Genomic DNA, 21735 nt, shown 5'->3' with positions numbered 1-21735 from the left:
AGGGAGCTGCCATGGCCCTGGCGATACCGCAAATGCATGCCCATGAGCATACCGATGAACAGTTAATGCAACGCTATGCCAAGGGCGATGGCAAAGCGTTTGAGCAGCTTTATCTTAAACACAAAGGCGCTTTGTACCGTTACTTTGTGCGCCAACTCGGCGACAAACAGTTAGCCGAAGATTTATATCAAGAAACCTGGGGACGGGTGATCCGTGCCGCCGCCAACTATGAGCCGAGCGCCAAGTTTAATACTTGGCTCTATCGGATTGCCCATAATCTGTTGATTGACCATGTCAGGGCGGTTAAGCCCGTCGACTTAGTCAGCCATGATAATGAGGAAGGGCTAGATACCTTTGTGGGAGCAGAGCAGGAACAACCCGATGTGCATTGGCAGGAAACGCAAAAGAGTCTGTTGCTTAAAACCTGTATAGCTCTGTTACCCCAAGTGCAGAAAGAGGCCTTTATTCTCAATATCGAAATGGGCTTTACCGCAGCGGTGATCAGCGATATTGCTGGGGTGACACTCGAGGCGACTAAAAGCCGTATTCGTTACGCATATCAAAGCTTAAAAGATTGTGTCAATGCTAAATGGCAGGAGGTTGGTCATGAGTAATTCCACTCTGTCATCGGAAGAAGAGGCAATACGTCAGGAAGTCTCGGCTTGGTATCACAAACAAGCACTGGAAATGCCGCCAGAGAGGCTCGACCAAGATATTTTGCGCCTATCACAGGCCCGCCTAGCTGAAATGAATGTGAGCCAACTTAAGCCTGTAGCTACGCCCGTGTGGCGCCGTTTTCCATGGGCGTTATCGAGTGCCGCCTCCTTAGTGCTTGTCGTTGGTTTAGTGATCCTTAACCGAGGCTATTTTGAAGAGGAGTTAGTTACTCCTGCCGCTTTGACTATGAGTGCGCCCATGCCCGCCCAAGCTCAATTAGATAACGCGGCGCATCAAGCCAAAGTGGAAGAAGCTGCCACACAAAATCGGCAAAGGGAAGCGATGAGGGCACAGGCTAAGATGTCTGCGCAGGAAAATCAGCAAGTTGAGTCTCGAACTGCACCACAAATTGCACGGGCACTGCCGCAGCCAGATCAAGCTGTAATACCTCGTGATGAGGCTTTGATGGCGTCTTTAACACGCTTACAAGCCTTGATTGAAGCCAAACAAAGCCAGGAGGCATCTGCCTTAGCGCAAACGCTGCTGAAGCAATATCCTGAGTTGGCAAAAAGCGACACTGAGCCAGTGTCGGTTGATGCTAAGATGATTGCCAAATTTAAAGAATTGCAACAACAGCTTAGTGAATTAAATCCATAATCATCAAGTTGCAGTGAGTTAGGGATAGTTGTCCTAACTCACTGTCCATGCTCACTATTGTGACATAAAGATGTTTTGCCTATTAATATTGCCTTTTTTACAGACTCTCGTGTTAATTACTTGATCATGGTCATAAAGTGAACAGGAATTCGCCTGTTATATTGGAGATCGATAGACGACTTGACTAGTATCAATAGTCAGAGCCCAATTTCAGGAGGCGATATGCTTAAAAGACTCATGCATGATCATAAACATATAGCAGTTTTATTGAATGTCTTGAAAAACAAGCAGATGAAATTAGCTGAAGGTGAGGCGATTAATTTTATCGTGGTTCGGGACATAGTAGAGTATATGCAAGGATATGCTGAGCGTAGCCATCATCCTGTTGAAGACATTATCTATGCTTATTATTTGGCAAATAAGGCAAATGATGAAATCGATAAGCTTAGCGCCGAGCATCAAGTAGTAACCGCAGCCTCCTCGGCATTAATGAATACCTTGAATTTGATCCTGAGTGACATAGTAGTCGCGAGGGATAAATTGGTGGCTGATTTTGCCGAATATGTCGACCTGCAAGAAAAGCATATGCAAATGGAAGAGCGGGAAATCTTCCCCCTGCTGGCTAAAACCTTAACCGATAAGGATTGGCACCTTATTGAGCAGCAATGCCAAGCCTCGTTAATCGATGATCCGTTATTCCTCGACCGTGAGCAACAGGCCTTTGATGAGTTGCGTTCTTATCTCAGGACAGCTGAGTAGAGGTACGTAGAAACAGAAAAAGCGCCATTGGCGCTTTTTCTTTATATGCTGTTTATCAAACAATGGGTTACAACTGGATAGCGTCTATATCGTAATCAAAGTTGTTATCAATCTCTTGAAGTTCCTTGAGTAAACGATGTTTGTCCTTTAACGCTTCAATTTCTCGCCACTTACGCTTTTTATTGGAGCCTCGCGAGCGATCGGGTCTTTCTACGACTTCATCTAGCGCACAACCATAATCTAAACGATCCATGGTAACCTCCTGTTGTTGTATGTTTTGTCAGCGATTAAATAACATATTTTCAAAACAGGGTGCAAGAATTATGTTTCATTTGTGTTAACTTGAAATGAAGTTTGAATGATATGTCATTGATCTTCGCGAGAGTCGTGGAGGCAGTTGTGAGGGAATATTTTAGGTTTATTAATAAGATAAAATAAAAAAGCCAGCGATTGCTGGCTTTTTGTTCGATCAGATTTTACCCTGTCGATACAGGTTAATTAACCCATTGCTTGAGGCATCTAAGGCGGTGGCGTCTTGCTCGGCGCCGATGCGGGCGAGGACGTCATTTCCTAAGCTTTTTCCGAGTTCAACACCCCATTGATCGAAGGAGTTGATGTCCCAAATGGCGCCTTGGACAAAGGTTCTGTGCTCATAGAGCGCAATCAGTGCGCCTAAGGTTTCAGGAGTCAGCTTATCCATTAACAGCGTGTTGCTTGGCTTATTGCCAGGCATGACCTTGTGTTTGGCGATAAGTAACTTTTCTTCATCACTTAAGTTGCTCTTACTCAATTCGGCCAGTGCTTCATCCAAGGTACGGCCTTGCATGAGTGCTTGGGTTTGTCCGAAGCAGTTAGAGGCTAACTGATCATGGTGCTCTCCGATAGGATTATGGCTTTGCAGCGGCATAATGAAATCAGCAGGGATTAATGCGGTACCTTGATGCAGCAGCTGGTGGTAAGCGTGCTGACCGTTTGTGCCTTCGCCGCCCCAAATCACAGGACCCGTGCTGTAATCCACATGAGTACCGTTGAGCGTGACCGATTTACCATTACTTTCCATATCCAGTTGTTGGAAGTAAGCGGGAAGTCCACGTAGGTAATGATCGTAGGTCAATACCACATGGCTCTGGGCATTAAAGAAATTGCCATACCACAGAGAGAATAAGCCCATGATGACGGGCATATTTTCGGCCAGAGGCGCATTGGCAAAATGGGTATCCATTTGGTGCGCGCCCTTTAATAGGGAGCGGAAGTTATCCATGCCGATGAGTAAAGCGATGGGTAAGCCAATGGCGGACCAAAGTGAATAACGACCACCAACCCAATCCCACATCGGGAAGATATTGTCGGCATCGATACCAAAGTCAGTCGCTTTTGCCACGTTAGAGGTCACGGCAACAAAGTGCTTCGCCACATCAGACTGTGAACCACCTTTGGCTAAAAACCACGCCTTGGCCGTTAAGGTGTTGGTCAGCGTCTCTTGTGTACCAAAAGACTTAGACGACATGATAAACAGGGTGGTTTCAGGATCGAGCAGCTTAAGTTTTTCACTGATCGAGGTGCCATCGACGTTGGCAACGAAATGGCAATTGAGGCCTGTCATCCAATATGGGCGTAATGCTTGGGAAACTATCTTAGGGCCAAGGAATGAGCCACCGATGCCAATGCTGACGATATCGGTAATAGTTTTACCAGTGAAACCTTTCCATTGTCCAGAGGTAACTGAAGTGACAAATTGCTGCATCTTGTTCAGCGTTTGCTGTACTTCAGGAACGATATCTTGACCCTCGGCAATGATGGTTTGCTCGGCGGTGCTGCGCAGTGCGGTATGCAGTACTGCACGTTTTTCGGTGGTGTTAATAATATCACCAGCAAACATCGCCTTGATTTTAGCGTCAAGCTTTGCCTCTTGCGCCAGTGTCAGCAGCAAGTTGAGTGTCTCTGGTGTCGCTCTATTTTTTGAATAATCTAAAAATAAGCCACAGGTAGAAAGCGACATATTGCTAAAGCGTGCAGGATCGCTTGCAAAGAGTTCCCGCATATGCGGGATCTGCTGGCTATGCGCTGCTAACGCTTGCCAAGTTGTGCTTTGGGTCAAGATAGTCATCGAATCGTCTCCGAGGATACTTAGTTTGCCAGTTTTGCCTTGAGCATGACTTCGAGTTTACCTTGGTCGATGGCGAAGTTACGGATGCCTTCTGCTAACTTGTCGACAGCCATAGGATCTTGGTTGAAGTCCCAGCGGAATTGCGCTTCGGTTAAAGGTTCACCCGCAGCAACCGTGGTGCTGGCAGGAAGCAGTTTAGGTTGAATAGCAACTTGAGAGTTTGCCAGCTCTTCGAGTAATGAAGGGCCAATAGTCAGGCGGTCACAACCCGCTAATTCGATGATTTCACCGATATTACGGAAACTTGCACCCATAACTACCGTGTTATAGCCATGCTGTTTGTAGTAGTTGTAAATTTCAGTCACAGAAACGACACCAGGATCATTTACGGCGTCATAGTCTTTACCTGTATCATTTTTGTACCAGTCGAGGATGCGGCCAACGAATGGAGAAATTAAGTACACGCCAGCTTCAGCACAGGCACGCGCTTGAGCGAAGCTAAATAGTAGGGTTAAGTTACAGTTGATGCCTTCTTGCTCTAACTCTTTGGCGGCACAAATGCCTTCCCAAGTTGAGGCTAATTTGATCAGAATGCGAGATTTATCCACGCCAGCTTCTTGGTACAGACGCACTAGTTTGTGCGCTTTCGCAATGGATTTTTCTTTATCGAAGGATAAGCGGGCATCGACTTCAGTTGAAATACGGCCTGGAACCAGTTTCAGAATTTCCACGCCAATGTTCACGGCAAGCTTATCGCTGGCATCATCAATCTGTTGCTCAATATCAGCACTTTGTAATTTAGCCCATGCAATGGCATTGTCGATTAGAGCTCTATACTCGGGGATTTGAGCCGCTTTTAAGATGAGTGATGGGTTGGTCGTTGCGTCTTCTGGCTGATAGCGTTTGATCGCTTCAATATCGCCAGTATCGGCCACAATCGTAGTGTATGACTTGAGTTGCTCTAATGTATTTGCCATGAAAAACATCCTTCTCAGATAGCGGTCTAAACTCAGAAATGAACTGATGACTATTAGAAGCGATTTTGCCAACTTTTCCAACCATCAATGTAAAAAAATTACAAAAATGGTAAAACTATATCGTATTAGCGCGAAAAGCGGTGATTGCATTACAACGATTAGCTAAGCATCATCAGATTGCATAGTGTAGATGTTATAAAAATAAAAAGTCGCTGCAAGCAGCGACTTTTTTATTCTTAAGAGTGCAATTACTTCAGAACAGGTTGTTTTTCAGTAGTTGTCACGATAGCTTCGATGCGACGGTTAGCTGCATGAGCTTCTTTAGAGTCACCAGCCACTAATGGCTTAGTGATACCGTAACCGTTAGAAGTTACACGGCTTTGGCTGATGCCATATTTTTCAACAAGGATCTTAGCAACAGCGTCAGCACGCTTGTCAGACAGAACCATGTTGTATTCTGGTTTACCTACGTTAGAAGCGTGACCCGCAATTTCAACAGTGAATTCTGGGTTCTTGTTCATGTAATTAGCCAGTCTTTCGATGTCTTTGTAGTACTCTTTCTTCACTACAGCAGAATCGTTAGCAAACTGGATAGAACCTACATCTTCTTGCTTCTTAACGTTTTCGTAGATAGTACAGCCAACAGAGTCAACTTTGTGAGTTGCTGGAGTTGCTGGGCACTGATCTTTATCGTCGTAAACACCATCGTTGTCAGAATCAACTGGAGTTGCTGCAACAACGGCTGCTGCCACTGGTGCTGCCGCGGCAGTACCAAAACGGTAGCTTAATTCTAAGCCCCAGTAGTTGCTGTCTGCATTTACTGGAACGATAGCGTTAGCGCCAGCGTTATCATCTAAGTTTTCATAGCGACGGTATTTAGCTTGTAACTTCAGGTTATCAGTGAAGTTATAGCCAACACCTGCACCGAAGTAAGGTGCGAAGTCGTTTTCGCTGTAAGAACTAGATACGCCACCAACGCGTTGGTTGTTTTCTAGGGTGTAGTACATTGCGCCAGCTTCAGCAGACAGGCTCCAACGGTTACCTAGTGGCCACACGCCCACTAAGCCAAGAGTTGCACCTTTTACATCTGCATCATTGCCAATGCCTGCATAGGTCCAATCTGCACTACCTAGATCACGATAGCCGATTTCTGCACCAAAGTAGTCATTAAACATATAGCCAGCGAAGATGTCCCATGCGTATGGGTTGTCATCGCCGTTATCAGTTGCAATGTGTTCATAGTTATTAACGCCTAAACCTGCACCAACATACCAAGGTGTTAGCTCTTGAGATGCACTGGCAGCAAGTGGAAGCATTGATGTAAGCAAAACTACTTTTAATGTATTCTTCATCATTTTCTCTAAGTCCATTGTTTATGATTCTCCACCAATATGCTTTGCAGGTTTTATGCAAAACATTGCTAGCACTTAGTGTGGGGATCCTTTGGTATTGTAGCCAGCGATTAATTATCACTGCATTTGTTAAATTTTTCCAGTGCTTACTCTGAAGTTTTTTTATCGAATAGAATATTGTTACTTTTGATTGATGTTAAAAAGGCATCCCGAAGGATGCCTTTTAATTGTATTTAATTTGTTAATTAAATTTAAGGTTAACGTGTCCAAACCCAATTTTCAATTTCAATAGGGTCAACACCGTTTGCCTTAATATAGTTGCGATGATCAACCAGTCGTTGCAGCATATCGGTCGTGATTGAAACGTGCTTAGTTTCATCAATGACGCCTTGTTGGAATAGTTTGTAAGCCATATCAATAACAAGGTGATAGCGAGAAGTGCCATTGCGAACACCCATATCAAATGGTGTTGTTGTTGAACCTTCTTCCTCATAACCTTTAATTCTGAAACGGCGACTTCCTTTGTAGTCAAAAATTAACTTTTTGATCGTATTTGGATAACCGTGATAGTTAAATACTACCCCTTTATCTTGGGTAAATATTTCATCCATCATCCATGGTTTTTCTTTAAATTTACGGCTACCTAAGCCATCACTGCTTAATTCGGTCACGCTGACAAAACGAATTCTGACCCTTGGTAACAGTTCACGAATAATCACTAAAGAGGCCATACATTCTTGAGTGACATAATCACCACAACCTGCAAGCACGATATCTGGATTTTCATCTGAAGCAAAATCCCACACCATCACACCGTCTTTTGCTTGTTTACGTGCTTCTTCTAAGCTCAGCCATTGTGGTAGCTCTTTCTTACCAGCCACTAGGATGTTTAGTTTGTCACGATCCGCAAAAGCGCGTTCGGTATAAACTAAGGTGCTGTTTGCATCAGCAGGTAAATAAGCAGAGATAATCTTTGGATGTTTTTCTAACATCGCACCGAGGAACGATGGGTTTTGATGCGAGTAACCGTTGTGATCCTGACGCTCTAATAATGAAGAAAGTACTACGTTGCACGCCGGTAGAGGTTTGCGGAAATGCACCCCTTGGCTGGCGTAAACATATTTACAGTATTGGTCGGCCATTGAAGATACAACCTGTGAGAAAGACTCATAGGTTGGGAACATGCCGTGGCGACCCGTTACTGTGTAGCCATGCAACATACCAAATAGCAAGTTCTCAGAGAGTAACTCGAGCACGCGGCCATCACGAGTCATATCCTCGTCCCAGCTTTCAATTGGCCATTGCCATGCGCGGTCGGTTTCTTCAAATACTGCTTGCAGTTGGTTTGAATAGGTTTCGTCTGGGCTAAAGATACGTAAGTTGCGTTGGTCACGGTTCAGTTTGAATGCATCACGCATCCATTGACCCATTTTCAACATAGAGTAGCCACGGTGTCCACGTGGCACTTCTGGACCGTAGCTGAGTTTTTCGAGATCAGGATTGGATAACGATCTAACAACTTCACCACCATAAGTGAGATGTTGGCGACCACAAGCTAAATGCTTAGGTGGGATCAAGGAGCTAATATCTGCATCAAAAATCAGTTCACCCTGGCCATTGATTTGGTAAAGCTCTTGGAACTGATAGCTAGCCAACCAGCTATCCAGTGCGCTGAGGTGGCCTTTATCGGTCGCACATTTGTTGACGATAACTTGGTGCGATTCGCAGTTACCTTCTAATTTTGTACCATTATATTCGCTAACACCTGTCCAGCCTTTGGCGGTGCGCATTAAGATCACTGGCCAGCGAGGTTTGACAATATCTTCACCCTTACGTGCGCGGGTTTGGATATCGTTAATCATGCTATAAGCAGTATCCATAGCGGCTGTCATTTGGACGTAGATATCTTCTTCCGCTTCGCTGTCGACAATAATGGGGTGATAACCAAGACCACGGAATTCAAGATCGAGCTCTTCATGGCTCATGCGTCCCATACGGGTTGGGCCTGAAATCTTATAGCCGTTGATATGCACGATTGGTAACACTGCGCCGTTGGTGGCAGGGGAGACTAAACGGTTCGCATACCAGGAGGCTGCAAGAGGACCTGTTTCTGATTCACCGTCGCCCACTAATACGGTTGCGATAAGATCAGGATTGTCTAATACCGCGCCCCAACCTACAGCTAACGAGTAACCTAATTCGCCCCCTTCAAGGATTTGACCGGGTGCTTCTGGGTTTGCGTGAGAAGGGTAACCATAGGCTGCCGAAAACTTCTTACAGATATCTTCGATACCGGTTTCATTATAAGGAATGGTTTCTGGATAAAAGTGGCTGAGTGAGCCTTCGATGAATAGGTTAGCTTGTACTGCGGGGAAACCATGGCCTGGGCCGACTAAGTAAATAAAAGGACGATTATGTTTTACAATGAGTCGGTTGACGTTGGCATAAACGAAGTTAATCCCCGGACAAGTCCCCCAGTGCCCTAACAGGCGAGGTTTAATGTCCGAATGCGCAAGTGGGCGCTTATGTAATACGTTTTGCTTTAGGTAAATCTGAGAGGTGGCGAGGAAGTTAGTGGCTCTTACATATTTTTTAAGAGCATTTATCTCATGTGTAGTCGTCATATTAAGCCTCACTAGAGCAGACGGAATTGAACTGTGTTGTGTTGGGATTACTATATTTGTAATTTTCTTACAAAAATGTGCCCTGCATCCAAATTTTAAAACTTGTGTTCGTCGTTAACGCATGTGGATTAAGTTTATTAAATTGTTAATTTAATATTAACAGTGACTTATCTAAGCTTTACGAGTGTGAGGTTGTAGCTATTTAACGATGCAAACCTAGGCTTGATCACATGAGTAATTTCGAATACTGTGCTATTTTGCTGCGTTGAATTCGGTAGCCGTGATGTTGTAAATTCACGGAAGGATAATTTGAAAGAATAAATCTACCGATATTCTTACCTTTATTTGGAAGGATTCATTCACCACAAATGTTGCACCTCGCTAAGTATAGGTGGAGGGAGGCATTTGCTACGGGAAGAAGTAAAATAATATGCTAGAAACGATTGTAAACTTTTTGAACGCACTGCTCTGGGGCAAATTGCTCGTTTACGGATTGGTGGGTGCGGGGCTTTATTTCACCTTACGACTTGTATTTATTCAACTTACACACTTCAAGCACTCTCTAAAAGTCATGACCATGAGCCGCCAAGGCTGTGAAAGTGGTCTGTCTTCATTCCAAGTCTTTTGTACCAGTATGGCCGCTCGGGTTGGTGCCGGAAACATGGCTGGTGTTGCCGTGGCGATTGGCGCTGCTGGACCTGGCGCTGTGTTCTGGATGTGGTTAATCGCCATGTTGGGTATGGCGACGGCTATGGTGGAGTCGACGCTTGCACAAGTATATAAGGTTCGAGACACCAACGGTCAGTTTCGAGGCGGTCCTTCCTATTATATGGAGAAGGGACTTGGTCAGAGGTGGATGGGGGTGTTGTTCGCTTTCTTCCTGATCATCGCCTTTGGTTTAGTGTTTAACGCGGTGCAAGCCAATACCATTACAGGCGCAATGGAGCGGGTGTTTGGCTTCAACCCGACCTATGTTGGTATCGGCTTAGTGTTAGCCAGTGGTTTTGTGATTGTCGGTGGCTTACGTAAAGTTGCGAGAGTATCAGAGTTTATCGTGCCTATCATGGCACTGGCTTATATTCTGATCGCTTTTATTATCGTGCTGTTCAATTTAGATCAACTGCCAGCCATCATCAGCTTGATTGTAAAGAGTGCGTTCGGTTGGCAAGAGGCCGCCGCAGGTGGTGTTGCTTATACGGTCGCTCAGGCTATGCAAGCGGGAATCGCCCGTGGTTTGTTTTCAAACGAGGCGGGGATGGGCAGCGCGGCAAACGTGGCGGCGAGTGCCTCACCTAATCCTAATCATCCTGCATCCCAAGGTTTTGTGCAGATGATGGGAGTGTTTGTCGATACCATCGTTATCTGTACAGCAACTGCGGCGATTATTTTGCTTTCAGGCGATATCGGTTCTAGCGAAGATGGCATTCGTCTCACCATCAATGCGATGTCAAACCACGTAGGAGATTGGGGCGGCGCCTTTATTGCGATAGCTATCTTCCTATTCTGCTTTACCTCTATCATTGCTAACTATTCCTACGCCGAAACCAACGTAATGTTCTTAACGGGTAACAGCACTAAGGCGTTACCGCTATTTCGTCTGTGCGTATTAGGCATGGTGATGTTTGGTGCTGTGGCCAAAATCAGCTTAGTGTGGAACTTAGCGGACGTGTCTATGGGACTAATGGCAACGGTCAATATCATTGCATTGCTGCTGTTATCTGGCTTAGCAATACGGGTTATCAACGATTACTGTGAGCAATTGAAGAGTGGCAAAATGCCTGAGTTCGATCGCAGTAAGTTCCCCGAATTGATGGAACAACTCGATGATGGTATTTGGCAGGATAATAGTGCCAACGAGCAGGCGAAAGCGCGTACTGAATCTGCGCTTAGTCGCTAAACTCAAGTTCACTGATTAGCGCTATCGGAAAAACCACGTCATCCGTACGTGGTTTTTTTATGCTTGTTCAGTATCATAGTGGCGTATTTTTTTGTTGGAGCGTGTTAATGTTGATTTTGGTTTCACCGGCGAAAACCCTAGATTTTGAGCAACCTCCCTTGACTCAAACCCACACTCGGCCCGATTTTTTAGCTTATAGCCAAGAGCTCATTCAAGTCTGCCAACGGTTAACCCCCAGTGACATAGCAACATTAATGAAGGTGAGCGATAACATCGCAGGTTTAAATGCCGCGCGTTTTGGGGAGTGGACACCCGATTACAGCATTGATAATGCTAAGCAGGCGATTTTTGCTTTTAGAGGCGATGTTTACACGGGGTTTGATGCTGATACGCTGACACCCGAACAGCTCGAACGTACCCAGTCACAATTGCGTATTTTATCTGGGCTCTACGGTTTACTGCGCCCCTTGGATTTGATTTTACCTTATCGCTTAGAAATGGGGACGGCGCTTGCCAATCCTAAAGGTAAGAATCTCTACGATTTTTGGGGTAATACTCTCACCGAAGCGGTCAATAATGCGGTCGCAGCGCAGGGCGATGACATCATTATCAACCTCGCATCTAATGAATATTTCAAGGCGATAAAACGAAAACAATTAGCTGGTCAATTAATCACTCCTGTCTTTAAAGATTTTAAAAATGGCCAATATAAAGTCATCAGTTTTTTTGCTAAAAAGGCAAGGGGAATGATGGCAAGATATATCATTGACCAGCAAGTGAGTTCGATTGAGGAATTAAAGGCGTTTGATGTGGCAGGTTATTACTACAGTGAAGAATTGAGTAAACCGAATGAGCCAACATTCTTGCGTGAAGCGCAGTAACTCATAATGCGTGAAATAAAAAGAGCAGCCTAGGCTGCTCTTTTTATTTACGAAGGATGTGCTGGCAGAAGATTATTTCGACTCAGTACTAATCGGTGTTAATACTAGATTTGAGTTCGCCATGACATAGGCAAATTGTGCATATGCCGCCACATTTTGCGCGAGCGCCTTAGGATCGATTTTATCCAAGGTGTCGTTAGGTGTATGGTGATAATCGAAGTAATCGTGGCCATCCTGTCTTAATGACGCAACTGGTACGCCTAATGCGGGCAACATGGAGACATCTGGCCCACCAGATGCTTGATTATTACCAAGGGCGACACCGTTATATGTCATTGGCTTTATGCTCTCTTGGACTTGTGCAAAAACGCTATCATTTACCTTAGTGTCAATTTGATAAATTGGGCCAGCGCCAAAATCCGATTCGGCAGCAATGTAATGCAGAGGTAGCTCGGCTTTGTGTGCTTCAGCATAAGCCTTACCTCCCACTAAGCCAATTTCTTCGGCAGCGTAAAGTACCACTCGTACAGTACGCGCAGGCTTTTGCGGAAGATCTTGAATATGTTTCGCCGCGGCAGTCACAATCGCAACGCCAGCGCCATCATCAATTGCCCCCGTCCCCTCATCCCAAGAATCTAAATGGGCGCCAATCAGCACGATTTCATTGGGTTTACTACTGCCAGTGACTTCTGCAATTACATTGTAAGAGGTATTCGTACCTAAATCCTTCGGTGACATATGCAGCTCGAGCACCGCATTCGGATCGCGTTTTAACATGGCATCTACTAAGTCTGCATCGGGATTAGACATCGCTGCGGCTGGGATTTTAGGCACGCCATCTTGATAACGCATTACGCCAGTGTGCGCCATGCGGTCATGGTCAGTGCCAATGGAGCGAATGACGATTGCAACGGCTCCCTTTTGCGCCGCAGCGACTGCACCTTTCGAGCGGCCGCCGACACTTTTGCCATAACCTTCACCCGTGATGTGACGTTCAGTTTTTTGATCGATAAAGGCAATCTTGCCTTTTACATCTTCAGGATTTGCCGCTTGTAGTGCCGCAAGGCTATCAAAACGTGCAATTTTAGCCTTAATGCCTTCAATTGGCGTTGCAACACTACCACCTAAGGCCGTGATCACTAAGGGTTGTTCTACCGGCGAGATGATCTTGGCTTTGGCTTCTCCACGTTCCCAAATAGGAACCTGTACAGGCTCTTTATAAACCTTATCAAACCCGAGACTGGTTAACTTATTCATTGCCCAGTTCACAGCAATTATGTCTTTTGGGCTGCCAGCTAAGCGTGGACCGACTTCTACAGTGAGGGATTCGACTATGTCATATCCCAAGGATGACGCTAATGCGGTTTGCTGTAATTGCGCGGGAATATCATTTTTTACGGGTGTTTCTACGTGGGTTTGACAAGCGCTAAAACCGCCAATAAATAGACCAGTTATCAATGTTGTTTGGTAGGATTTCATAGGTTTCCTTTATTTTTATTAAGCATGTCCCATTTTTGAAAACAATCTAGCAAAAAGTGTGCTTTATGTCCCGACTATATCTGTAAGGCAACGCTATATTAGCGCAGGGGTTAGTTTTAGGAGAAAAAGTGCGTAATGAATATTGAATTGATGCAGGAGCGAGCCGATCATGCCGTAGTGCTATTAAAAGCACTCGCAAACGAACGCCGTTTATTTATCCTTTGTTATTTATTGAACGAAGGTGAAATGTGCGTTGGCGAAATGAATAAAAAATTAGGCTTAAGTCAATCGGCACTATCACAACACCTTGCTTGGTTACGCAAAGATAATTTAGTAACCACACGCAAAGAAGCGCAAACCGTATTTTATTCGCTTAAGAGTGATGAAGTGCGTGAGATGATCCATTTACTGAACAATATTTATTGTCATTAATGGTAATCATCAGATATAAAAAAACCGGCAATTGCCGGTTTTTTTTATTCACTAAGAAAATTAAGCAGCCAGTGCTTTGATCTTAGCGTTCAAACGAGCCTTATGACGGGCAGCTTTATTCTTGTGAATAAGGCCTTTAGTCGCCATACGGTCAACGATTGGTTGTGCAGCAGCGAAAGCTTCAGTTGCTGTTTTGTGATCGCCAGCTTTGATAGCAGCGATTACTTTTTTAACGTATGTACGTAACATTGAGCGACGGCTGGCGTTGTGCTGACGACGCTTTTCAGATTGAAGCGCGCGCTTCTTTGCAGACTTGCTATTAGCCAAGGTGCAACTCCTAAAAACTGGATTTGATACTTTTAAAGGCCGAGGAATATGCCTGCATTTAGTCACTTTGTCAATGACTATGATTGAATAATCATCATAAAGATAAATTAATTCAACCCGCCTTGGCTATCTTCAACCCAACTCGTGTAATATGTGGCGCAATTCTAACAGCTATTGCCGCAGTGTGACAGAGCCTGAGTCGATTTTTTGAGATGAATCACCTAATCCATTCGATGTAGGTCTGGGGGACGTTTGAGTAAAAAATTATTGAAATCTGGCATGATTGTTAGTGCTATGACGTTGATTTCTCGTGTTTTAGGTTTGGTTCGAGATGTAGTTGTTGCCAATTTAATGGGGGCAGGGACAAGCGCCGACGTTTTTTTCTTCGCTAATAAAATTCCTAACTTTTTACGCCGATTATTTGCTGAGGGTGCTTTTGCTCAGGCATTTGTTCCCGTCCTGACCGAATATCAAGAAAAACACACTTCGGACGAGACTCGAGAGTTACTCAGTAAAGTGGCGGGGACCTTAGGGCTGTTGGTGACCATTGTGACTCTTGTCGGTGTCATCGCATCGCCTGTTTTGTCCGCTTTATTTGGTGGCGGCTGGTTTGTAGCTTGGCTTAACAATGAGCCCGATGGCGCCAAATTTGAGCTGGCAACCGTTGTGCTTAAAATCACCTTCCCGTATCTGTGGTTTATCACCTTTACCGCGTTAGCGGGATCCATTCTCAATACCCGTGGACGTTTTGCGGTATCGGCCTTTACCCCAGTATTCTTAAACGTGGCTATTATTGCGGCGGCAATGTTTTTTGCGCCGACGTCTTCTCAGCCTGAAATTACCTTGGCATGGGGGGTGTTCTGTGGCGGTTTAATTCAGTTTTTATTCCAGATTCCCTTCTTACTTAGAGAAAAGGCTCTCGTTAAACCGTCATGGGGCTGGAAACATCCTGGTGTCGTGAAGATCAGAACCTTGATGATCCCAGCGCTGTTTGGGGTGTCAGTTTCACAAATCAATCTATTATTCGATACCTTCATTGCCAGCTTCCTCATGACGGGCTCCATCAGCTGGTTGTACTATTCGGACCGCTTATTAGAATTTCCACTCGGTTTATTCGGTATTGCCATTGGCACCGTGATTTTACCTGCTTTATCTCGCAATCATGTGAATGCCGAAGGGGATGGCTTTGGTAAAACCATGGATTGGGGCATTAAGGCGATTCTTTTATTAGGATTACCCGCCATGATGGGGCTGATTGTGCTTGCCCAGCCCATGTTGATGGTGCTGTTTATGCGCGGCGCATTCTCTATCCAAGACGTAGAAATGGCATCCTACAGCTTGATGGCTTATGGCAGTGGTTTACTCAGCTTTATGCTTATCAAAGTGTTAGCACCTGGATATTACTCACGCCAAGACACAAAGACCCCAGTGCGTTACGGCATTATCGCCATGATCACTAACATGGGCTTTAACCTGATCTTTGCGATTCCCTTTGGTTATGTTGGCTTAGCGATTGCGACATCAATGTCGGCTTTATTGAATGCCACTCTGTTATATCGCGGTCTACACAAGGCGGGTGTTTACCGAATTTCTAAGCCCACAATGGTGTTTTTCCTTAAAGCCGTGGTTTCAACGGCCTTGATGGTGGTAGTCTTGTACTATTTCTTACCTACGCAATCCCAATGGTTGGAATGGCAGTTAGTTGGGCGTGCTAAGGCTTTGATTGGTTTGATTGCTGTTGGCGCGATGACGTATTTACTTGGCTTATTGGCATTAGGAATTCGTCCTTGGTCAATGAAACGGGGAGTTTGATTGCTGATTCTTATCGTTAGCTGTTATATAATCAGCCGATTTGCGCTTGGCAGTTGTCTAAAGTTATGGAATTAATCCGCGGTATACATAACATTTTGTCATCTCACCATGGCTGTGTGCTGACGATAGGTAATTTTGATGGCGTGCATCGCGGCCATGCACAGGTGATTGCCAATCTGGTGCAAAAGGCCAAGCAGCTTTCATTACCTCCGACAGTGATGACATTTGAGCCTCAACCACAGGAGTTGTTCCGTGGTGAGAATGCGCCCGCACGTTTGAGCTTACTGCGGGACAAAATCATCCTGTTAGATGAGTTAGGCGTTGAACGGTTAGTGTGTGTTAACTTCAATCGTGCCTTTGCAGATCAACCGGCTGAGCATTTCATCGAAGAACTGCTGGTGCGCAAGCTCGGGGTGAAATACCTCGTCGTTGGCGATGACTTTTGCTTCGGTCAAGGCCGAAAAGGCAATTTTGAAATGCTGATGCAGGCGGGAGCTCGTTATGGCTTTACCGTGGTAAGCACCCAGAGTTTTATGGTGGGCTCGCAACGCGTGAGTTCTACTGCGGTAAGAGAACAATTGGCTAAAGGAAACCTAGAGCAGGCGAGACGCCTACTCGGTCATCCTTTTACCTTAAGCGGCCGCGTGGCCCATGGCCAAAAAATTGGCCGCACCATAGGTTTCCCCACCGCCAATATTGCCCTCAAACGCAATGTGGTGCCCGTGCGCGGGGTGTTTGCGGTTAAACTCTATTGGGATGAGAGCGATATTTATGAAGGGGTTGCCAACATTGGTTTCCGCCCGACTGTAAATGGTCAAGTTTGTCAGCTTGAGGTGCATCTTTTTGATTTTGAAGGTGACATTTATGGCAAGCATGTTGAGGTTGAGTTAGTGGCAAAACTTCGCGATGAACAACCCTTTGATTCATTGGATGCACTAAAACAACAGATTTTGAATGATGCAAATGAGGCCAGAGCTTTATTTGGTAACGATGCAGGCTGATATTTATCAGTTTAATTAACGGTATAGGATCAATGAGCGACTATAAATTTACTTTGAATTTGCCGGAAACTGAGTTTCCGATGCGTGGTAATTTGGCAAATCGCGAGCCAGAGATGTTAGAGCGCTGGACGAAAGACGGTCTGTATCAGCAGATCCGTGATAGCCGAATTGGCCGCACACCTTTTATTTTGCATGACGGTCCACCGTATGCGAACGGCAGTATTCATATTGGTCACTCAGTCAACAAAATTCTTAAGGACATTATTGTTAAGTCAAAAACCATGTCAGGTTTTGACGCGCCTTATGTGCCTGGTTGGGATTGCCACGGTCTGCCAATTGAACTGAAAGTTGAGCAAAAAGTCGGTAAGCCTGGTCAAAAAATTTCTGCGGCCGAATTCCGTGAAGAATGCCGTAAATATGCCGCCGAGCAAGTCGATGGCCAACGTGCCGACTTTATTCGTTTAGGCGTGCTAGGTGATTGGCAAAAGCCTTATTTAACGATGGACTTTGCTACCGAAGCCAATATCGTACGCTCTTTATCTAAAGTGATTGAAAACGGTCACTTACATAAAGGTGTTAAGCCTGTTCATTGGTGTACAGACTGTGGTTCAGCCCTTGCCGAAGCCGAAGTGGAATACGAGGATAAAACCTCTCCCGCTATCGATGTGGCCTTTACTGCGACTGATAGCAAAGCTTTAGCCGCTCAGTTTGGTGTAAGCGATTACTCACATCCTGTGGCTATGGTGATTTGGACTACCACCCCTTGGACGCTGCCAGCTAACCGCGCGTTATCTATCAGCCCTGAGCTGGATTACAGCTTGGTTGAATTTGCGAAAGAGGGCGCGACTCACGCAGTTATTCTGGCCGATGTGTTAGTTGAGGCTTGTATGACGCGTTACGGCGCCGAGAGCCACAGCGTGTTAGGTAAAGTTAAAGGCGTAGCACTTGAGCTGGTTCGCTTTAAGCATCCATTCTTAGCCTTTGACGTACCTGCGATTTTAGGCGACCACGTGACGACTGACGCGGGTACGGGTGTGGTTCACACTGCACCTGGCCATGGTCAAGACGACTTCGTGGTAGGCCAAAAATACGGTTTAGAAGTAGCAAACCCTGTTGGTGATAACGGCGTTTACAAACCAGACACTGAGTTTTTTGCTGGTCAACACGTATTTAAAGCAAACGACAATGTGGTTGCACTGCTGAAAGAAAAAGGCGCGCTATTACACCATGTTGCGTACCGTCACAGCTACCCACACTGCTGGCGCCATAAAACGCCCATTATCTTCCGTGCTACGCCGCAATGGTTTATCTCAATGGATAACCAAAACCTGCGCAAGCAAGCATTAAGCGAAATTGAGCAGACTCAGTGGATCCCTGACTGGGGCCAAAGCCGTATCGAGAAGATGGTTGAGAATCGCCCTGATTGGTGTATCTCCCGTCAACGTACTTGGGGCGTGCCAATTACCTTATTCGTACACCGCGAAACTGAAGAGCTGCACCCTGACAGCGTGTCGTTAATGGCACGTGTAGCCAACCGCATTGAGCAAGAAGGCATTCAAGCTTGGTGGGATCTCGATGCTGCCGAATTACTGGGTGAAGAAGCAGAACAATACCGCAAAGTGACCGATACCTTAGACGTATGGTACGACTCAGGTTCAACCTTTGCTTCTGTGGTAGGCGCGCGCCCAGAGTTTCATGGTCATGGTGTCGATTTATACCTTGAAGGTAGCGACCAACACCGTGGTTGGTTTATGTCATCTCTGATGATTTCTACCGCTATGACTGGCAAAGCACCTTACAAGCAAGTGCTGACCCACGGCTTTACCGTTGATGGTAAAGGTCGCAAGATGTCGAAATCTATCGGTAACGTTATTGCGCCGCAGCAAGTCACCAACAAGCTAGGTGCGGATATTCTGCGTCTTTGGGTTGCTGCAACCGACTACAGCGGTGAAATGACAGTATCGGATGAAATCTTAAACCGTAGCGCCGATGCTTATCGCCGTATTCGTAACACCGCTCGTTTCTTACTGGCGAACCTTAATGGCTTCGACCCTGCTAAGGACTTAGTGGCTGTAGAAGATATGGTAGCGTTAGACCGCTGGGCGGTGCGACGCGCGGCAGCACTGCAGCAAGAAATCATTGAAGCTTACGAGCAATATAACTTCCATATTGTGACGCAAAAGCTGATGCAGTTCTGCTCGGTTGAGCTAGGTAGCTTCTACTTAGACATCATCAAAGACCGTCAATATACAGCTAAGCAAGAGGGCCATGCCCGCCGTAGCTGCCAATCTGCACTGTTCCACATTGCTGAGGCTATGGTGCGTTGGATTGCGCCAATCCTGAGCTTTACTGCCGATGAAGTGTGGCAATTACTGCCTGGTCAACGTGATGCTTATGTGTTTACCCAAGAATGGTACCAAGATCTGCAATCTATCACTTTAGATACTGATTTAAGTGATGCGTACTGGGAAAATCTGCTGACTGTGCGTAACGAAGTCAACAAGGTCATCGAGCAAGCGCGCCGCGATAAACGTATTGGCGGCTCCTTAGACGCCGAAGTCACGCTGTTTGCCGATGCTGCTTTAACTGAACAGTTAACGCATATTGGTGATGAGCTGCGTTTTGTCCTGTTAACTTCAGAAGCCAAAGTATTGCCATTGGCAGATGCGACAAGCGATGCCGTTGAAACTGAATTGGCTTCATTGAAGTTAGAGGTAAATGCAACAACAGCAGAGAAATGCGAACGTTGTTGGCACCATAGGGAAGAAGTGGGCACGATTGAGGCTCACCCAACGCTGTGCCATCGCTGCGTAACCAATATTGAAGGTGACGGCGAAGTTCGTCTGTTTGCGTAAAGGATCTGTATGCCATTAACTTGGAAAGACAGTGGCTTACGTTGGTATTGGGTAGTTGTATTGGTGTTTTTGGCCGATCAACTATCTAAACAATGGGTCTTAGCCAATTTTGATTTGTTCGAATCGGTGAAGTTATTACCTTTTTTTAATTTCACCTATGTACGTAACTATGGCGCCGCATTTAGCTTTTTAAGCGAAGCGGGCGGTTGGCAACGTTGGTTATTTACCTTAGTGGCTGTTGGTTTCAGTACCTTGTTGACTGTGTGGCTGCGCAAGCAATCGGCATCCCTCTGGAAGTTAAACTTGGCTTACACCTTAGTGATTGGTGGCGCCCTAGGTAACTTAATCGATCGATTGATGCACGGTTTTGTGGTGGATTTTATCGATTTTTATTGGGGCAAGAGCCATTATCCCGCCTTTAATATCGCCGATTCCGCGATTTTTATCGGCGCCGTGCTGATCATTTGGGATTCGTTTTTTAACAGCAAATCCGAACAAGATAAAACCGAAGAGGTGAAGTAGTGACTGTGACACGTTCGTTATTGTGCCATATGAATATTGTGCTTGAAGATGGTTCGACCGCCGATAGCACTAAAGCCTCGGGTAAGCCAGCACGCCTTAATATCGGTGATGGTACTTTAAGCCCTGCATTTGAAGCGCAACTTGTTTCCTTGAATGAAGGCGATAAGCACAACTTTACGCTTGAAGCGGTCGATGCGTTTGGTGAGTCAAATCCCGATGCGATTCATTATATGGATAGAACCCGCTTCCCAGCCGATATGGAGCTTGAAGTTGGCGTTATCGTCAGTTTCGCAGGCCCAGGCGGCAGTGAGATCCCCGGAATTGTGCGTGAGGTTGCGGGCGATTCGATTACGGTCGATCTCAATCACCCTCTGGCGGGACGCAAAGTGACATTTGAACTCGACGTGGTGAAGGTATTGTAAGATGAAATTAGATCCTACCAGCCCAAGTTTAAATATTATGCTGGCCAATCCTCGCGGCTTTTGTGCTGGTGTGGATCGCGCCATTAGTATTGTTGAGCGCGCACTTGAGTTATTTTCGCCGCCGATTTATGTTCGCCATGAAGTGGTGCATAACCGCTATGTAGTGCAAAATCTGAAGGACCGCGGTGCCGTTTTTGTCGAAGAGTTAGACCAAGTACCGGATAACAATATTGTTATCTTCAGTGCTCATGGAGTTTCTCAGGCTGTGCGTGCCGAGGCTAAGGCGCGTGGGTTGCGTGTTTTCGATGCGACTTGTCCATTAGTCACCAAAGTGCATTTGCAGGTTACTCGAGCGAGCCGCAAGGGGATTGAATGTATTTTGATTGGCCATGAGGGACATCCAGAGGTGGAAGGCACCATGGGGCAATACGATAACCCTAATGGTGGTGTTTATCTGATTGAATCTCCTGCGGATGTCGAAACTTTAGAAGTTCGTGATCCAAATAACCTCTGCTTCGTGACTCAAACAACGCTCTCGGTAGATGATACCCTCGATATTATCACCGCATTGCAAAAGCGTTTTCCTTCGATTGAAGGTCCGCGTAAGGATGATATTTGTTACGCGACGCAAAACCGTCAGGATGCAGTGCGGAACTTATCGGCCGATGTGGATCTGTTAATTGTGGTCGGCTCGAAAAACAGCTCTAACTCTAACCGCTTGCGTGAATTGGCATTAAAGACGGGGACTCAATCTTATCTGGTTGATACCGCGGATGATATCGATTCATCTTGGTTTGAAAATGTGACTAAAGTTGCGGTGACCGCAGGCGCATCGGCACCAGAAGTGCTGGTTCAGCAAGTGGTTCAAGCGATTGCGAAATTAGCACCGAGTGTCGTTACCGAAGTTGAAGGACGTAAAGAAGATACCGTCTTTGCTGTACCAGCGGAATTACGCTAGTTCATTCGAATCAATA

The 21735-nt window shown here is 45.8% G+C and carries 19 protein-coding genes; 12 read left to right on the top strand and 7 right to left on the bottom strand.

Translation table 11 applies throughout. The features are described 5' to 3' along the window. The first annotated feature begins 11 nt into the window (after positions 1-11). The 3 genes from SHEWANA3_RS16525 to SHEWANA3_RS16515 all read left to right on the top strand — a co-directional run bounded on the left by SHEWANA3_RS16525 (position 12) and on the right by SHEWANA3_RS16515 (position 2073). On the top strand, positions 12-614 hold the full coding sequence (locus SHEWANA3_RS16525) for a sigma-70 family RNA polymerase sigma factor (RefSeq protein ID WP_011717976.1): 603 nt from the start codon (positions 12-14) through the stop codon (positions 612-614). After that, on the top strand, positions 607-1314 hold the full coding sequence (locus tag SHEWANA3_RS16520; protein WP_011717975.1) for a hypothetical protein: 708 nt from the start codon (positions 607-609) through the stop codon (positions 1312-1314). Before SHEWANA3_RS16525 ends, SHEWANA3_RS16520 begins: the two co-directional genes overlap by 8 nt. Positions 1315-1536: 222 nt before the next feature. Continuing rightward, positions 1537-2073 carry a hemerythrin domain-containing protein gene (locus SHEWANA3_RS16515; protein WP_011717974.1) on the top strand — a complete coding sequence of 179 codons (537 nt, stop codon included), beginning with the start codon at positions 1537-1539 and terminating at the stop codon, positions 2071-2073. A gap of 67 nt (positions 2074-2140) precedes the next feature. On the opposite strand, the gene SHEWANA3_RS16510 is transcribed toward SHEWANA3_RS16515, so the two are convergent. The 5 genes from SHEWANA3_RS16510 to SHEWANA3_RS16490 form a co-directional block, all read right to left on the bottom strand. Continuing rightward, positions 2141-2326: a DUF3545 family protein gene (locus tag SHEWANA3_RS16510; RefSeq protein WP_007650190.1), complete on the bottom strand. Its 186-nt coding sequence runs from the start codon at positions 2324-2326 to the stop codon at positions 2141-2143. 216 nt (positions 2327-2542) lie between these two features. Further along, positions 2543-4180: a glucose-6-phosphate isomerase gene (gene pgi / locus SHEWANA3_RS16505; protein ID WP_011717973.1), complete on the bottom strand. Its 1638-nt coding sequence runs from the start codon at positions 4178-4180 to the stop codon at positions 2543-2545. 20 nt (positions 4181-4200) lie between these two features. Continuing rightward, on the bottom strand, positions 4201-5157 hold the full coding sequence (gene tal, locus SHEWANA3_RS16500; RefSeq protein WP_011717972.1) for a transaldolase: 957 nt from the start codon (positions 5155-5157) through the stop codon (positions 4201-4203). Between the two features lie 248 nt (positions 5158-5405). Continuing rightward, positions 5406-6527: an OmpA family protein gene (locus tag SHEWANA3_RS16495; RefSeq protein WP_011717971.1), complete on the bottom strand. Its 1122-nt coding sequence runs from the start codon at positions 6525-6527 to the stop codon at positions 5406-5408. Positions 6528-6766: 239 nt separating this feature from the next. Next, positions 6767-9133 carry a phosphoketolase family protein gene (locus SHEWANA3_RS16490; protein WP_011717970.1) on the bottom strand — a complete coding sequence of 789 codons (2367 nt, stop codon included), beginning with the start codon at positions 9131-9133 and terminating at the stop codon, positions 6767-6769. Between the two features lie 430 nt (positions 9134-9563). Between SHEWANA3_RS16490 and SHEWANA3_RS16485 the strand changes: the two genes are divergently transcribed. Both SHEWANA3_RS16485 and yaaA read left to right on the top strand, forming a co-directional pair. Continuing rightward, positions 9564-11030: a sodium:alanine symporter family protein gene (locus tag SHEWANA3_RS16485; RefSeq protein WP_011717969.1), complete on the top strand. Its 1467-nt coding sequence runs from the start codon at positions 9564-9566 to the stop codon at positions 11028-11030. A 107-nt stretch (positions 11031-11137) separates the two neighbouring features. Further along, positions 11138-11911 carry a peroxide stress protein YaaA gene (yaaA, locus tag SHEWANA3_RS16480; protein ID WP_011717968.1) on the top strand — a complete coding sequence of 258 codons (774 nt, stop codon included), beginning with the start codon at positions 11138-11140 and terminating at the stop codon, positions 11909-11911. A gap of 72 nt (positions 11912-11983) precedes the next feature. On the opposite strand, the gene SHEWANA3_RS16475 is transcribed toward yaaA, so the two are convergent. Continuing rightward, a complete protein-coding gene (locus SHEWANA3_RS16475) occupies positions 11984-13390 on the bottom strand; it encodes a M28 family metallopeptidase (protein WP_011717967.1) in 1407 nt (468 codons plus the stop codon). Positions 13391-13525: 135 nt separating this feature from the next. Between SHEWANA3_RS16475 and SHEWANA3_RS16470 the strand changes: the two genes are divergently transcribed. Then, a complete protein-coding gene (locus tag SHEWANA3_RS16470; protein ID WP_006084975.1) occupies positions 13526-13822 on the top strand; it encodes a metalloregulator ArsR/SmtB family transcription factor in 297 nt (98 codons plus the stop codon). 60 nt (positions 13823-13882) lie between these two features. Here SHEWANA3_RS16470 and rpsT read toward each other — a convergent pair whose 3' ends face one another. After that, a complete protein-coding gene (gene rpsT / locus SHEWANA3_RS16465; RefSeq protein WP_011623708.1) occupies positions 13883-14149 on the bottom strand; it encodes a 30S ribosomal protein S20 in 267 nt (88 codons plus the stop codon). A 252-nt stretch (positions 14150-14401) separates the two neighbouring features. Between rpsT and murJ the strand changes: the two genes are divergently transcribed. The 6 genes from murJ to ispH all read left to right on the top strand — a co-directional run bounded on the left by murJ (position 14402) and on the right by ispH (position 21719). Continuing rightward, positions 14402-15961 (top strand): murein biosynthesis integral membrane protein MurJ, encoded by a 1560-nt coding sequence (murJ, locus tag SHEWANA3_RS16460; RefSeq protein ID WP_011717965.1) that lies wholly within the window; start codon positions 14402-14404, stop codon positions 15959-15961. 65 nt (positions 15962-16026) lie between these two features. Further along, the gene (ribF, locus tag SHEWANA3_RS16455) at positions 16027-16962 is read left to right on the top strand and encodes a bifunctional riboflavin kinase/FAD synthetase (protein WP_011623706.1); all 936 of its coding nucleotides are present in this window, start codon (positions 16027-16029) and stop codon (positions 16960-16962) included. 32 nt (positions 16963-16994) lie between these two features. Beyond that, positions 16995-19817 carry an isoleucine--tRNA ligase gene (gene ileS, locus SHEWANA3_RS16450; protein WP_011717964.1) on the top strand — a complete coding sequence of 941 codons (2823 nt, stop codon included), beginning with the start codon at positions 16995-16997 and terminating at the stop codon, positions 19815-19817. 9 nt (positions 19818-19826) lie between these two features. After that, positions 19827-20339: a signal peptidase II gene (gene lspA / locus SHEWANA3_RS16445; protein ID WP_011623704.1), complete on the top strand. Its 513-nt coding sequence runs from the start codon at positions 19827-19829 to the stop codon at positions 20337-20339. After that, a complete protein-coding gene (gene fkpB, locus SHEWANA3_RS16440; RefSeq protein ID WP_011717963.1) occupies positions 20339-20761 on the top strand; it encodes an FKBP-type peptidyl-prolyl cis-trans isomerase in 423 nt (140 codons plus the stop codon). Before lspA ends, fkpB begins: the two co-directional genes overlap by 1 nt. Position 20762: 1 nt before the next feature. Then, a complete protein-coding gene (gene ispH / locus SHEWANA3_RS16435; protein WP_011623702.1) occupies positions 20763-21719 on the top strand; it encodes a 4-hydroxy-3-methylbut-2-enyl diphosphate reductase in 957 nt (318 codons plus the stop codon). Positions 21720-21735 lie beyond the last annotated feature (16 nt).

The organism is Shewanella sp. ANA-3, from assembly GCF_000203935.1.
Taxonomy (GTDB): Bacteria; Pseudomonadota; Gammaproteobacteria; order Enterobacterales; family Shewanellaceae; genus Shewanella.
The sequence above is the reverse complement of the archived record's forward strand: the minus strand, read 5'-3'. Positions and strand labels throughout refer to the sequence as shown.

Excerpts from the sequence above, each read along its gene's own strand:
- SHEWANA3_RS16470 (WP_006084975.1), top strand. The coding sequence starts at position 13,526 with ATGAATATTGAATTGATGCAGGAGCGAGCCGATCATGCCGTAGTGCTA.
- SHEWANA3_RS16525 (WP_011717976.1), top strand. The coding sequence starts at position 12 with ATGGCCCTGGCGATACCGCAAATGCATGCCCATGAGCATACCGATGAA.
- ribF (WP_011623706.1), top strand. The coding sequence starts at position 16,027 with ATGGAATTAATCCGCGGTATACATAACATTTTGTCATCTCACCATGGC.
- SHEWANA3_RS16520 (WP_011717975.1), top strand. The coding sequence starts at position 607 with ATGAGTAATTCCACTCTGTCATCGGAAGAAGAGGCAATACGTCAGGAA.
- SHEWANA3_RS16510 (WP_007650190.1), bottom strand. The coding sequence starts at position 2,326 with ATGGATCGTTTAGATTATGGTTGTGCGCTAGATGAAGTCGTAGAAAGA.
- SHEWANA3_RS16495 (WP_011717971.1), bottom strand. The coding sequence starts at position 6,527 with ATGGACTTAGAGAAAATGATGAAGAATACATTAAAAGTAGTTTTGCTT.
- lspA (WP_011623704.1), top strand. The coding sequence starts at position 19,827 with ATGCCATTAACTTGGAAAGACAGTGGCTTACGTTGGTATTGGGTAGTT.
- SHEWANA3_RS16515 (WP_011717974.1), top strand. The coding sequence starts at position 1,537 with ATGCTTAAAAGACTCATGCATGATCATAAACATATAGCAGTTTTATTG.
- SHEWANA3_RS16475 (WP_011717967.1), bottom strand. The coding sequence starts at position 13,390 with ATGAAATCCTACCAAACAACATTGATAACTGGTCTATTTATTGGCGGT.
- ispH (WP_011623702.1), top strand. The coding sequence starts at position 20,763 with ATGAAATTAGATCCTACCAGCCCAAGTTTAAATATTATGCTGGCCAAT.
- ileS (WP_011717964.1), top strand. The coding sequence starts at position 16,995 with ATGAGCGACTATAAATTTACTTTGAATTTGCCGGAAACTGAGTTTCCG.
- pgi (WP_011717973.1), bottom strand. The coding sequence starts at position 4,180 with ATGACTATCTTGACCCAAAGCACAACTTGGCAAGCGTTAGCAGCGCAT.
- SHEWANA3_RS16490 (WP_011717970.1), bottom strand. The coding sequence starts at position 9,133 with ATGACGACTACACATGAGATAAATGCTCTTAAAAAATATGTAAGAGCC.
- tal (WP_011717972.1), bottom strand. The coding sequence starts at position 5,157 with ATGGCAAATACATTAGAGCAACTCAAGTCATACACTACGATTGTGGCC.
- yaaA (WP_011717968.1), top strand. The coding sequence starts at position 11,138 with ATGTTGATTTTGGTTTCACCGGCGAAAACCCTAGATTTTGAGCAACCT.
- SHEWANA3_RS16485 (WP_011717969.1), top strand. The coding sequence starts at position 9,564 with ATGCTAGAAACGATTGTAAACTTTTTGAACGCACTGCTCTGGGGCAAA.